Genomic DNA, 14,420 nt, shown 5'->3' on the forward strand with positions numbered 1-14,420 from the left:
TGTCCCTGTTCAGCCACACAACGTTGAGTATTCGTTGTTGCTAGCGGTACGGCGCACCGGAATTCCGGCGCGCCGTGCCGCTTTTGCTTTTTCCTGAGGCGATATCCACTAGCAAAGCGAATCGCAATACGCAAACGTTTTTGGTCCAGACCAAGGACCGCGGTGTCTCGTCGCGATCATCGGGACGTGAATTGTCCCAACCCGTATCTACAGTGTTGTCGTTGCAGAACGCACACCAGGCAGACACCACGGGGAACACGAATGGCCACTGAATATCTGCGCGACGACCACTATCACATCATCGGTTCGATCGAGACCGATTCGAGGGGCAAACAGATTGCGCGTGATGCGCGTTACAACCGGCTTGGCGAATACGATCCCCGGACCGATCAAACCCGCGACGCTTCTTTCCGGATCCTTGGGACGGGCAATCAGCTTTCGGCATTGATCTGGCGTGCAGTCAGATAGCCGCGACGTGCGCGTTGTCATTCGGTGGCGCAAATCGTCAGCGAATGCTTAAAGAAAGTACAGCGCGTGCCGTAATTGCCATGGTGTATCCATGGCGACCGCGCGTGTAATCGGGACGTCGTTTGTCTCGAGCGCGATGCAAACTGTACAAGTGAATCCATGCGCACGGCGGCATTGGAGACACAGACTCGCTGTATTCACCTGAGAGGACTCAACATGTTGAACAACAATTCGCCCCTCGAAAGCCTTGCGGCATTTGCCATCGTTTTCGCCACCGGCATCCTGTCGACGGTCGCGCTTGGTAAGTACATTGAAAAGGTTCGCCGCGACGCCCAGAATGTTGCGTCTGGCGCAGCGTGAGCATCTAACGCACCGGCCTCGCCGTTTTCATTCCAGCATGCGTTCGCTCCATGCCGATTCCAGCACCTCCGGTGAAATTGACCTGCCGCGCTTGCGGCTGGCACCGCGTTTATCGGCCACACAGCGACGTGCTGTTGATCCTCGGTGTATGTGAGGCGTGTGGGAGTGAAGATCTGGAGATCAGGCCGGCGCGGCCGTTCGACAGTCTCGGCACCTTGGCCATGTGGTTGTTGGACCGTCTCAGTGGCCGTTCGCGCACAAGGTTTTAGCGGCGTGCGCGTGCGGACATTTACATAACAATGACCCAGACCATAGCCGACAGGCAGACAGAACAACGAGGGCCGTACGGGATGAAAGAACAACAATTGGCAATCGAGCAGGCCGCCGCCTGGCTGCGCAACGCGGACGGTCTGCTCGTGACGGCAGGCGCGGGCATCGGGGTGGATTCGGGGTTGCCGGATTTTCGCGGCAACGAGGGCCTCTGGCGCGCGTATCCGGCGCTGGGCGCGGCGCAGATCGGTTTTCAGGCGATCGCCAATCCCGCGTCGTTCCTTGAAGATCCGTTGCTCGCGTGGGGATTTTACGGGCATCGCCTGAAGTTGTATCGCGAGGTCGTGCCTCACGCCGGGTTTGCGATCCTCCAGCGCTGGGCGCAACGCATGCCGCGCGGTGCGTTTGTCCGCACCAGCAACGTGGACGGCCAGTTCCAGCGCGCGGGATTCGCGGAAGAGACTGTTGCCGAGTGCCACGGGTCCATTCACCATCTGCAATGCGTGTTGCCGTGCTGCTCGCGCATCTGGCCCGCGACGGAATTCGAGCCGCAGGTCGATGAGCAGGCTTGCCGGCTGGTCGGACCGTTGCCGCGCTGCCCGGATTGCGGCGGGATCGCACGCCCCAATGTGCTGATGTTCTACGATGCCGCCTGGCTGTCGCGGCGTACCGACGCACAGGAAGCGCGTTTGCAGCGCTGGATCGACTCCACCCGCCGGATCGTCACAGTGGAACTCGGCGCGGGCACGTCCTTGCCGACCATCCGCCGGTTCAGCGAACGTCACGGGCCGCGCGTCATCCGCATCAATTTGCGGGAGCCGCAAATCGATCCGGCGAAAGGCATCGGCATTCAGGGCGGCGCGCTCGAGACACTCGTCGCACTCGACCACGCGCTCGATCAGGCAAACGGTGCGCCCAAGCGCTGACCGGCCACACCTCATCGTTTCCGCCGACGTGCGAGCCGCCACTCAACTCACGACCACGCGCATTGCGCGAACGGAACGCGAGCGCGTGTTACCCACGCGCGGCGCTTCCGCTTTCGCGCGTTCATGGAGTCTTTCTTGACATCGAATTCCCTTTCTCCCGGGCTGATGCTGATTCACGGCAATCGCTCCGAGCGCCTTCGCGATCTGCTCGTCGAATGGATGAAGCGCAACCCGCTCGCGCCGCTCGAGAACGAAGTGATCCTCGTGCAGAGCAACGGTATTGCCCAATGGCTCAAGCTCGCGCTCGCGGCTGACCACGATCCCATGACGGATTCCGGTGGCTGCGGGATCGCCGCCGCACTGGAAATCTCGCTGCCTTCCACCTTCATCTGGCAGGCGTACCGCGCGGTGCTGGGCAAGTCGTCGGTGGCCGAGGTGTCGCCGTTCGACGAGTCGCGGCTCGTGTGGCGGTTGATGCGCGTGCTGCCCACGCTCATCGACCTTCCGGCGTTCGAGCCGCTGCGCCGCTTCATCAGTCACGACGACGATCGCCGCAAGCGCTTTCAGCTTGCCGAGCGTATCGCCGATCTGTTCGACCAGTACCAGATGTATCGCGCCGACTGGCTCGACCGCTGGGCGAAAGGCAACGACAGCGTGCTCGATGCGCGCGGCGAAGTGCATCCGTTGCCCGATGAACAACGCTGGCAGGCGGCGCTGTGGCGCGAACTCGTCGCGGACGTCGCGAATTCGGCGGATGCTGCCGCAGCGCCCGAAGCGATGTCGGATGGTGGACGCGCCGCCGTTCATCAGGCGTTCCTTGCGCGTGTCGAAGCGTGGGACAGCGACACGCGGCCGCCAGGCTTGCCGCGTCGGGTGATCGTATTCGGCATTTCGAGCCTGCCGCGCCAGTCGCTCGAGGCACTCGCCGCCATCGCGCGCTGGACGCAGGTGCTGATGTGCGTGCCGAATCCGTGCGCGCACTATTGGGCCGACATCGTGCCGGACAAGGAGCTACTGCGCGCACAACATTCGCGGCAGCAGCGCCGCGTGGGCGCGCCCGCCGAACTGGCTGCCGAACAACTGCATCTGCATGCGCATCCGTTGCTCGCATCGTGGGGCAAGCAGGGACGCGATTTCATCGGCTTGCTGGACGAGTTCGACAGCGCCGAGGCACGCGAGCGCTATCGCCCGCAATTCGCGGGCATCGGGCAGCGCATCGACCTGTTCGAGGAGCGCGAAGCGACGTCACTGCTGCAACAGCTGCAGGACGATATCCGCGATCTGCGCCCGCTGCGCGAGACGCAAGAGGAATGGCCGCCCGTCGATCCCGCTGCCGACGAGTCGATCCGCTTTCACATCGCGCACAGCGCGCAGCGCGAAGTCGAAGTCCTTCACGACCAGCTGCTTGCCGCCTTCAACGCCGACCCGACCTTGCGGCCGCGCGACATCATCGTCATGGTGCCGGACATCGACGCGTACGCGCCGCACATCCAGGCCGTCTTCGGGCTGCTCGACCGTGACGATCGGCGCTACATTCCGTTCAGCGTCGCCGACCGTGGACAACGCAAGGCGGACCCGCTCGTCGGCGCGCTCGAAACGCTCCTCAGCTTGCAGCATTCGCGCCTGACGGTGAGCGATCTGCTCGATCTGCTCGACGTCCCGGCGCTGCGCCGGCGTTTCGCCATCGACGAGAGCGATCTTCCGACGCTGCGTGCGTGGATGCGCGGCGCGAACGTGCGCTGGGGCTTGCACGCCGAGCATCGTGCGAGCCTCGGCTTGCCGCGCGACGACAACGCGGCGGCGCCGCACACCTGGCTGTTCGGCCTGCGCCGGATGTTGCTCGGCTATGCGGTGGGCGGCGAAACGGACGCGTGGGGCGACATCGAGCCATTCGGTGAAGTGGGTGGACTCGACGCCGCGCTGCTGGGTCCGATCGTCCGGCTGATCGACGAACTCGACCACGCGTGGCGCACGATGTGCGAGCCGGCAACGCCCACCGTATGGTGCGAGCGCTTGCGCTCGCTGAAGCAGGCGTTTTTCAGTGCCGACGACGGCAACGATGCCTATACGCTCGCGCGGCTCGACAACATCCTGCACACGTGGCTCGACGCCTGCACGGAAGCGGGACTCGACGACACATTGCCGCTTTCCGTCGTCGGCGATTACTGGCTGAGCCTGCTCGACGACGCGGGTCTTGCACAACGCTTCTTCGCGGGCTCGGTCACGTTCGCGACGCTGATGCCGATGCGCGCCATTCCGTTCCGCCGGGTGTGTCTGCTCGGCATGAACGACGGCGACTATCCGCGCACCCGCGTGCCGATGGATTTCGACCTGATGCGCGGCTACCACCGGCCCGGCGACCGTTCGCGTCGCGAGGACGATCGTTATCTGCTGCTCGAAGCGCTGCTGTCGGCGCGCGATCATCTGCATGTGTCTTGGGTCGGACGCAGCATCAACGACAACAGCGAGCGGCCGCCGTCCGTGCTGATCGGGCAGTTGCGCGACCATCTCGTTTCCGGCTGGAAGCTTGCCGATGCACCGTCGGACAAACGACAAGCGCTCGTCGATGCGTTGACGGTCGTGCATCGCTTGCAGCCGTTCAGCGCCGAGTATTTTTCCGCGAACGCCGACACCGATACGTCGCGGCTTTTTACCTATGCCGCCGAATGGCGCGACGTGCCGTCCGAAACGGCGACGCCCCATGCCACACCTGCCACACCTGCCACGGCTGACGCGCCGCTCGATGCTGTCGTGCGCGACGAGCCCTTGTCGCTGCGCGAAGTCGCCGATTTCCTGCGCAATCCCGTGAAGGCGTTTCTGTCGCAACGCCTGCGCATCGCGCTGGATATCCAGGAAACGGCCAGCGACGATCAGGAGCCGTTCGAGCTCGATGCGCTCGACATCTGGAAACTGCAGGACGAACTGATCGGCGCGCAGGTCGCGCAAGTGCACGAAGACGCTGACGACCCGACGCTCGTCGCGGTGCGCGACGCGCGTCTTGCCGTCATCCGGCGACGCGGTGACGTCGCGACGGGCGGATTCGGCGACCTCGCGAGCGACAGACTGATCGAGCCGATGGACAAGCTGTTCGACGCGTACCGGACGCAACTCGCGCGCTGGCCGGTCGTGCACGAGCGCGAACAGGAAATCGGCTTTGCGGTGGCGGGCGAGCACGGCCAGTTGGCCATCGCCGACTGGCTTGGCCATTGGCGTGCCGATAATGACGGCAAGCTCGCGCGCGTGCTGCTTGAAACCAGCGAACTCGTGGAAGGACGAACCCGGCGCTATCGCTATGCGAAGCTCGTCAGACCGTGGGTGCAGCATCTCGCGGCAAACCTCGATGGCCGTGAAGTATCGACGGTGATCGTCAGCAAGAAGGGGACGGTCGAGTTCCCGCCGATGCAAGCGGGCAAGGCGGCCGCGTATCTCGGCGCGTTACTGCGCGCCTGGGAGGAAGGCATGCGCAGGCCGCTGCCGCTTGCAGTCGAGTCCGCGTTCGAATGGATTTTTGCGGGCGGCGCGCCACGCAACGACACGGAGCCATCGCGGGATATGACGGATGCGCGCCATGCCGCGCGCCGGAAATACGAAGGCGACGGCAGCGGCTTCACGTCCGGAGAGGTGGAAAAGAGCGCGAGCTTGCGCCGCGCCTATCCCGATTTCGAGAGCCTGTCCGCGAGCGGCGAATTTGCGGTGCTGGCCGATGCGCTGCTCAAGCCGCTGATCGACGTAGTGAAGAACAACGCAGGAGCTGAAGAATGAACGCGCCCAACCTTCCGGCAAGCATGATGCACGCGCCGCAACCGCTCGACCCGCTGCGCTTCGCGCTGTCGGGCCGCAGTCTGATCGAAGCGAGCGCGGGTACGGGCAAGACCTTTACGATCGCGATGCTCTATGTGCGGCTGGTGCTTGGACACGACCCGTCGAACGCGCACGCGCGTCCGCTGACGCCGCCCGAAATTCTCGTCGTTACCTTCACCGATGCCGCGACGAAGGAACTGCGCGATCGCATCCGCGCGCGGCTGACGGAAGCGGCCGCGTATTTTCAGGCGGAACCGCATGACGTAGAGCCGCTTGCGCCCGGCGCGGTCGACCTGCTGCACGCACTGCGCGAGGAATATCCGCCGCAGCAGTGGCCGGCTTGCGCGCGCCGCCTGCAACTCGCGGCCGAATGGATGGACGAAGCGGCCGTGTCGACCATTCACGCGTGGTGCAACCGGATGCTGCGCGAGCATGCATTCGACAGCGACAGCCTGTTCACGCAGACGCTCGAAACCGACGAAAGTGAGCTGCTCGCCGAAGTCGTGCGCGACTACTGGCGCACGTTCATGGCGCCGCTCGTAGCAGTGGATGCGGCCACGGCCAGCGAATGGGCTAAAGGTCCGCCGGAGTTGCAGAAGAAGCTGCGCAATCTGATCGACGTTGCGCCGTTGCTGCCGGACGCGCCCGCACCCGCCGATGCGCTGCAGGCGGCGCGCGCCGAGACGGTTCGGCGGCTTGCTGAGTTGAAGGCGCCTTGGAATACGTGGCCAGCGGACATGAAGGCGTTGCTGGATACGGCGCGCGCCAGCAAGCAATACGTCGGGACTGCGTTCGGCAAGGCGAATTGCGAACGCTGGTTGAATGAACTCGTGGCATGGGCCGGCGATCCGGAGAAGGCTTCGCCGTCTCTCACCGATACCGCCTGGAACCGGTTGACGCCCAAAGAACTCGCGGAACATTGCCAGCATGGCACGCCACCTTCGCATCCCGGCTTCGACGCGCTCGTCACCTTGCGCGCAGAGCTTGCCGCGCTGCCGGATGCGCGCAACGATCTGCTGTCGCACGCGGCCCGCTGGGTGGCGAAGCGCTTCGCGGCCGAACAGGCGCGGCGCGCGCAGATGGGCTTCGACGATCTTCTGACGCGCCTCGACGCGGCCTTGGATGGGCCGAATGGCGAGCGTCTCGCCGAGATCGTCCGGAAGCAGTTTCCCGTTGCGCTGATCGACGAGTTTCAGGACACCGATCCCGTCCAGTACCGCATCTTCGATGCCGTCTACGGCCAGGGCAGCGAATCATCGGAGGCGAGCGCCGACCATGCGCTCATCCTGATCGGCGATCCGAAACAGGCTATCTACGCGTTCCGTGGCGCGGACATCTTCACCTATCTCGCGGCGCGCCGCTCGTGCGGCACGCGGCTCTACACGCTCGCCACGAACTTCCGCTCGACGCACGCGATGGTCGCCGCGACCAACCACTGCTTCAACGTGGCGGAGCAGCGGGAAGCGGGCGCGGGTGCGTTTCTCTTCCGCGAGTCGGATGGCAATCCTGTTCCCTTCATCCAGGTGAGCGCGAAGGGCCGCGACGATGCGTTCGTCGTCGATGGCGACACGCCGCGTGCAATGACGGCATGGTGGCTGCCGCCGTCCGACGATGGCAAGCCACTCAGCAAGACCGCGTATATCGATCGTATGGCGCAGAGTTGCGCGACGGAGATGGTGCGTCTGCTCGATCTCGGCCAGCGCGGCCTCGCCGGATTCGGCGCTGGGGGCGATGCAGCCGTGCTGAAGCCGCTGCGTCCCGCCGACATGGCCGTGCTCGTCAACAACCGGATCGAGGCTGACGCCATTCGCAGGGCGCTTGCGAAGCGCAATGTGCGCACGGTCTATCTGTCCGACAAGGACTCCGTGTTCGAAAGCCCGCAAGCGGCCGAGTTGCAGCATTGGCTCGCGGCCTGCGCGGCGCCCGACGACGGCAGGCTCGTGCGAACCGCGCTCGCGACACCGACACTCGGACTCGGCTGGGCACAACTGGACGCGTACTACAGCGACGAAATCGCGTGGGAAGCGTGCGTGCTGCGGTTCCGTGGCTATCGCGAGTGCTGGGGGCGTCAGGGCGTGCTGCCGATGTTGCGCCGCCTGCTGAACGATTTCAGCGTACCCGCGCGCCTGCTCGGCCTGCGGGCGGGTGGCGCGCAACGCGTGCAGGGCGGCGAGCGCATCCTGACCGATCTGCTGCATCTGGCGGAATTGCTGCAACAGGCCAGCACGATGATCGAAGGCGAACATGGCCTGATCCGTCATCTGGTCGAACAGCGCGAGGCGGCGGAAGAGGGCAATGGCGGCGGCGACGCGCGGCAACTCCGTCTGGAGAGCGACGGCGATCTCGTGAAGGTGGTGACGATTCACAAGTCGAAGGGCCTCGAATATCCGCTCGTGTTCCTGCCGTTCGTGTGTGCGCACCGTCCCGCCGGTGCGAACGACGTGCCGTTCAAATGGCACGACGCGCAGGGCAACGTGCAGGTCGCGCTCAACGATGACGGCGGCGTGCTGGAAAAGGTCGACCGCGAACGGCTCGGCGAAGATTTGCGCAAGCTCTACGTGGCGCTTACGCGCGCGCGTTACGCGACGTGGATTGGCATCGCGGAACTGAAGGAATTCGAGCGCAGCGCAATCGGCTATCTGCTCAACGGCGCGAAGATGCTGGCGTCGGGAGAACTCGAAAAGTGTCTTCACGAATCGCTCGGCGCGGCGGACGACATCGGTGTCACACCCGCGCCAGAGCCTCGCGACGACCGTCTCGCGCATCTCGACGAGAAATCGCGAGAAGGCGAGGCGCGCGCCTCGGTGCGCGTGCTGCGCGAGCCGTGGTCGGTCGCGAGCTATTCGAGTCTGAAGAAGATGAGCCACGGCGTGAATGTCGTGCCGGAGACGCCGCGTGAAGAAGGTTTCATCGAGGCCCGCGATGCCGAGGCCGAGATCGATCAGGACGATGCACCGCAACCCGCGCAAGCGCCGCGCCGATCGGGGCAACGGATTGCGTCCGTGCTGCACGACTTCCCGCGCGGTTCCGACGAGGGCAGCTTTCTGCACGATCTTCTCGAATGGGCTGCTCAGCATGGCTTTGCGCAGGTCGCGGCGGACGAGCGGCCGCTGCGTGAAGTGGTCGCGCGCCGTTGCAGCGTGCGCGGCTGGGAGCGCTCGATCGAACCGCTGACGCAATGGATCATGCAGATTGTCACGACGCCGCTGCAGCTGAAGGCGGCGGGCGGCGTCGACGCGACATCGATCAGGCTGTCGGACTTGCGCACGTCGACGGCCGAAATGGAGTTCTGGCTTGCCGCGCATCATGTCGACACGGCGGCGCTCGATCGGCTCGTCAGTGAACATACCGTCGGCGGCAATGAGCGTGCCGCGATCGAACCCACGCAGCTCAACGGCATGCTCAAGGGCTTCATGGATCTCGTGTTCGAACACGACGGCCGTTACTACGTCGCCGACTACAAGTCGAACTGGCTCGGCGCCGATGACGCGGCCTACACGCCGGAGCGCATTCGCGCGCAAATCCTGCGCTCGCGCTACGACCTGCAATACGTGCTGTATCTGCTCGCGCTGCATCGGCTGCTCAAGGCGCGGCTGCCCGACTACGACTACGACACGCATGTCGGCGGCGCGGTCTATCTGTTTCTGCGCGGCCTGAACGCATCGACACAAGGCATCCATGCCGAGCGACCGCCGCGCGAGTTGATCGAGCGGCTCGACGATCTGTTTACGGGCGACTTCGAACTCGCCGACCAGGAGGCTGCATGAGCGCGCTATTGTCTGAAAACACGATCGCGATGTCGGGCGGCGTGGGTGATCGCGAGCAGGTCGGGCAGTTGCTCGCGGACTGGGTCGAGCGCGGCTGGTTGCGCGAAGTCGATGCCGCGTTCGCGCGCTTTCTCGCGCGTGAAGTGCCGCACGCTCACGCACTGCTGATTCTCGCTGCTGCGCTGGCCAGCCATCAGCTCGGACGCGGTCACGCGTGTCTCGATCTTGTCGCGACGCTTCGCGATCCCGCCTTCGCACTGTCGCTGCCGCCCGATGGCCCGAGCACACGTACCGACGACAATGCCGAAGAGAACGTGCTGCTGCCGTCGCAGGTGCTGGCGGGTGTCACGCTGGCGCGCTGGCAGGCGGCACTCGACGATACCTCGCTGGTCGGCGACGGCGAGGGCAGTACGCCGCTGGTGCTCGTCGGCACGCGGCTTTATCTGCGCCGCTACTGGCAGTACGAACGGAACGTGTGCCGCGCGATTCGTCAACGGCTCGAAGCGTCAGTCGAACTGGCAGGCACACTGGATGTCGGCGGCTTGCGCCACGCGCTGAACTCGCTGTTTCCGTCGGTGGAGACGCAACCCAAGGCGCACGCCGACTGGCAGAAGCTGGCCTGCGCGCTTGCTGCACGAAGCGCCTTCAGCATCGTCACGGGCGGACCGGGTACGGGCAAGACGACCACCGTCGTGAAGCTGCTCGCGCTGCTTCAATCGCTGTCGCTCACGGGCGAGGATGGCAAGCCGCTGCGCATCCGGCTCGCCGCGCCGACGGGCAAGGCGGCGGCGCGGCTGAACGAATCGATTGCCAATGCCGTCGAGCGTCTCCCGCTCGACGGCTTCGCCAACGGCGAGGCGATCCGCGAAGCGATTCCCGTCGCGGTGACTACGCTGCACCGGCTGCTCGGCACACGGCCCGATACGCGGCGCTTCCGTCATCACGCGGGCAACCCGTTGGCGCTCGACGTTCTGGTGATCGACGAAGGATCGATGGTCGATCTGGAAATGATGAATGCCGTGCTCGATGCACTGCCGGCACGCGCGCGCCTGATTCTGCTTGGCGACAAGGATCAGCTCGCATCGGTGGAGGCGGGCGCGGTCCTCGGCGAATTGTGCCGCCGCGCCGGCGACGGACACTACACGCGCGCCACGCAGACATGGCTGGAAGAGGCGACGGGCGAGCGCATCGAGCCGCGTCTCGTCGACGACGGCGGCGGCGCGCTCGATCAGGCGATTGCGATGCTGCGTTTCAGCCATCGCTTCTCCGCCGAAAGCGGCATCGGACAATTGGCCGAAGCCGTCAACGGCGGCGAACCGCGCAACGTGGCGGACGTCTGGATCAACCATCACGCGGACCTTGCGCTGCTTGAAAGCGCGGAGAAGGGCGACGCGGCGTTCAAGGCGCTCGTCGTCGACGGGCAGGTGGGCGGCCAAACGAGCGGCGAGGCCAGCGCTCGCCGGGGCTATCGGCACTACCTCGAGACGTTGCACCGAAGACAGCCGGCACACGGCTCGGGGCAAGACATGCTCGACGCATGGGCGAACGATGTGCTCGCCGCGCACGGCGAATTCCAGTTGCTGTGTGCGCTGCGGCGTGGGGCGTGGGGTGTCGAAGGATTGAACCGGCGCGTGGCGCGTCTGCTTCAGGACGAACACCTGATTACGGCGACGGGCGAGTGGTATCTCGGGCGTCCCGTTCTCGTGACGCGCAATGACTATGAACTGGGCCTGATGAACGGCGATATCGGCATCACGCTCGCGCTGCCCGCGCCGGATGGCGGCTGGAGTCTGCGTGTGGCGTTCGCGGCCAGCGACGGCTCGGGCCGCATCAAGTGGGCGCTGCCGAGCCGCCTGCAAGCGGTCGAAACCGTGTTTGCGCTCACCGTGCATAAATCGCAAGGTTCCGAGTTCACGCATGCCACGCTCGTGTTGCCGGACACGATGAGCCCCGTCCTGACGCGCGAGCTCGTCTATACGGGCATTACGCGCGCGCGCCGCTTCCTGACGATTGCAAGCGCGGGCGGCAGAGTGGTGATCGAGCGGGCGGTGCGTGCGCAGGTGCTGCGCGCGAGCGGTCTGTCGGCGGGATTCGACGCTGCCTGATGGCATCTGCGGCCGGGACAGGATATGTCCCGGCCACGTGTGACGATACATGCCATCCATCACACACCTAGGATGCCATGCCGAGAATCATCGAACACATCGACGCGATTGCGCGTCAAAAGCGGCGGGACGTGCTCTTTGTCACGTTCTTCGACGACCCGAATGGCGAACGTTCGCCTCATCACTGGGAAGCGCATCCTGCTCGGGCGACGATCGTCGAATGGCTCGACTCGCACGGCTACGCATGGCAGCCGTGCGGCGAAGTCGCCAGCGAAACCGTCATGAGGAGTTATCGCGGCTCGATCTACCTCGACGTGCCGTACGACCGGAACGACGCATCGTATCGCGCGCTCGAAGCGTTCCTCGAATTCCCCGATGGCTCGTTGCGCATGCCGCACATGCGCTTTCTTATCCTCGATCTCCAGTCCGCGCAGAAGAATGCGCATCACGATGAACCGGGTTTCTGGGAACGCTGGGCCGAAGACTTCTAACTACAACAAGAAGAACGGATCATGATCGATAACACCGACATTCAACGCGCCGCAGATTGGATTCGCCACGCGGACGCCATCATCATCGCCGCTGGCGCGGGCATGAGCGTGGACTCCGGCCTGCCGGATTTTCGCGGCACGGGCGGCCTGTGGACTTCGCTGCTGCCGGCGGGCATGACGGAGCGCGACGTCGGCTCGCTCACGCAGGGCGACTGCTTCGTGAAGAAGCCCGTCGACGCGTGGCAATTCTACGGACGCGCGTTGCAGGTCTGCCGGCGATGCACGCCGCACGCGGGCTACGCGATGCTCAAGCAGTGGGCCGAGCGCGCGCGTCACGGCGCCTTTGTCTTCACGAGCAACGTCGACGGCCATTTTCAGGCGGCGGGCTATGACGAGTCGCGCGTGCTGGAGTGCCATGGCACGCTCAATTTCATGCAGTGCGGCCGGCCGTGCAGCGACGGGCTCTGGGCATCGGGCAGTCTGATGGATAACGTCGATGTCGACACGCTGACATCTCCCGCCCTGCCGCGATGTCCACAGTGCGGTCATCTCGCGCGGCCGAACTTCTTGCTGTTCGACGACAACCACTGGGTCGAGACGCGCACGTCGGCGCAGTGGGAACGGCTGCGTATCTGGCTGCGTCCGGTGCTACGGCCCGCCGTGATCGAACTGGGCGCGGGGACCGCCGTTCCCAGCGTGCGCATGTTCGCGGAGTCCGTGCGCGGCCCGCTGATTCGCATCAATCTCGACGAAACCGAGGTGGTGGGCGAGGGTGTTGGTCTGCGCGGCACTGCACTCGACGTGCTGTCGGCTATCGACGCTGCGCTCGCTCTAAACTGACACAGGGGACCCTTACGTCGAGGCGCACGCGCGTCTCGACGCATCATCTGGATGACTGGCCGCTGGCTATTCTCGTGCAGCACACTGGCGTTCAAGCCAAGCTCAAGAAAGCGACAAAAAGTGCCGATAAACCCGGGACCATCCACTCACGCGAATATCGTCCAATGTCCGACATCGACCGCGAAATCATGCGCGTCCTCCCCGACGCAGCCACGCAAAGCGATTACCTGAGCACGCCGGATGTCTACCGGCGTCTGACGAGCACCGTGCCAAACCTGCCCTCGTCGAAGACGATTTATCGGCATCTGGCGCGCCTCGAGGAAGAGGGTCTTGTCGAGATGGACCAGCGCGGCACGGCCTCCGTTTGGCGCAGGAGGGCAGGCGCGAGCGGCCTTGCGGCCAAGGCCGGCACAATGATCAATTTCGATGAGGCATTGGCGCTCCAGACGCTCAAGCGCTTCTCCTCGCGGCAGATTCCGGAACTGGTGGCTGATTCGCTGACGCCGCTGTTCGAGATCGCGGAGACGCGGTTGAAGAAGACGAATAGCGAAACGGAGCGAAAATATTCGCGCTGGGCCAGCAAGGTTGCGGTGGAGAGCGGGGGGTTCGCGCTGCACTATCCCCCGATCAAACGCGAGCACTTCACCGCGGTGTCGAGAGCGCTGTTCGAGGAGCGCAAGCTGGAGATTGTGTATCGTCCGCGTCATAAGACGGACAACGACCAGGCAAAGGTCGTCCTTCCGTTCGGTCTCGTAGAGGTGGGCGGCCTCGTGTATCTCGTCGCGGGCACGGAAGGCAAGGCCAATCCGACGATGTATCGTCTCGATCGCCTTACCGACGCCAAAGCTATGCTCGAATCATTCGCCTATCCTGAGTCGTTTGCACTCGATACCTATGTTCGACAGCAACGTAACTTTGACTTCATGGTCGAGAAGGAAGTGCTGCTCAAGCTGAGGTTCTTTAGCGGCGCGGGAGAGCATCTGCTCGAAGCGCCCATGTCGACGGACCAGAAGAACACGCGCAAAGGCGATGCGCTGCATGTACAAGGCACTGTCATGCTGAGTCAGAGGCTACGCTGGTGGTTGCGTTCGTTCGGCCCGAACGTCGAAGTACTCGGACCCGCCAACCTGCGCGCGGAGCTTGCCACGGAAGCGGCGGAGCTTGCGAGTATCTACAGCAAATAGCAGGTCGCGCCAGGCAATGAAGCCCGAAGTCGGAGTCGAACAGTTCGACGATACGATACGGTGTTTTGGCGTCTGTTCGTCGGTGCGACACACGTGACGACGAAACTTGTCGTCGTGATGTCGAACCGGGCGCAGACGCAACTGATCGAACAAATGTAGTAACGCGTGCGGCAACGCTTATTCCGCATCAAGCTGCTGCGCGATCATG

The 14,420-nt window shown here is 64.5% G+C and carries 9 protein-coding genes; all 9 read left to right on the top strand.

Annotated elements, in window-relative coordinates:
- Nucleotides 1–261 precede the first annotated feature (261 nt).
- Nucleotides 262–468, top strand: a complete 207-nt coding sequence (locus C2L64_RS46280) for a hypothetical protein (RefSeq protein WP_103154044.1) — start codon at nucleotides 262–264, stop codon at nucleotides 466–468.
- Between the two features lie 216 nt (nucleotides 469–684).
- Nucleotides 685–828, top strand: coding sequence for a hypothetical protein (locus C2L64_RS54350; protein WP_167449612.1), 144 nt, complete (start codon nucleotides 685–687; stop codon nucleotides 826–828).
- 350 nt (nucleotides 829–1,178) lie between these two features.
- The gene (locus C2L64_RS46285; protein WP_103154045.1) at nucleotides 1,179–2,024 is read left to right on the top strand and encodes an SIR2 family NAD-dependent protein deacylase; all 846 of its coding nucleotides are present in this window, start codon (nucleotides 1,179–1,181) and stop codon (nucleotides 2,022–2,024) included.
- Between the two features lie 135 nt (nucleotides 2,025–2,159).
- Complete coding sequence (gene recC / locus C2L64_RS46290) at nucleotides 2,160–5,786, top strand: exodeoxyribonuclease V subunit gamma (protein ID WP_244212315.1); 3,627 nt, start codon at nucleotides 2,160–2,162, stop codon at nucleotides 5,784–5,786.
- The gene (gene recB, locus C2L64_RS46295; protein ID WP_103154047.1) at nucleotides 5,783–9,592 is read left to right on the top strand and encodes an exodeoxyribonuclease V subunit beta; all 3,810 of its coding nucleotides are present in this window, start codon (nucleotides 5,783–5,785) and stop codon (nucleotides 9,590–9,592) included. Before recC ends, recB begins: the two co-directional genes overlap by 4 nt.
- Nucleotides 9,589–11,697, top strand: coding sequence for an exodeoxyribonuclease V subunit alpha (gene recD, locus C2L64_RS46300; protein WP_103154048.1), 2,109 nt, complete (start codon nucleotides 9,589–9,591; stop codon nucleotides 11,695–11,697). The genes recB and recD overlap by 4 nt, the downstream gene beginning before the upstream one ends.
- A gap of 77 nt (nucleotides 11,698–11,774) precedes the next feature.
- Complete coding sequence (locus C2L64_RS46305; protein ID WP_103154049.1) at nucleotides 11,775–12,188, top strand: hypothetical protein; 414 nt, start codon at nucleotides 11,775–11,777, stop codon at nucleotides 12,186–12,188.
- 21 nt (nucleotides 12,189–12,209) lie between these two features.
- Nucleotides 12,210–13,028 (top strand): SIR2 family NAD-dependent protein deacylase, encoded by an 819-nt coding sequence (locus C2L64_RS46310; protein ID WP_103154050.1) that lies wholly within the window; start codon nucleotides 12,210–12,212, stop codon nucleotides 13,026–13,028.
- Between the two features lie 164 nt (nucleotides 13,029–13,192).
- On the top strand, nucleotides 13,193–14,212 hold the full coding sequence (locus C2L64_RS46315) for a WYL domain-containing transcriptional regulator (protein ID WP_103154051.1): 1,020 nt from the start codon (nucleotides 13,193–13,195) through the stop codon (nucleotides 14,210–14,212).
- Nucleotides 14,213–14,420 lie beyond the last annotated feature (208 nt).

The sequence above is a fragment of the Paraburkholderia hospita genome (assembly GCF_002902965.1).
GTDB classification, from domain to species: domain Bacteria; phylum Pseudomonadota; class Gammaproteobacteria; order Burkholderiales; family Burkholderiaceae; genus Paraburkholderia; species Paraburkholderia hospita.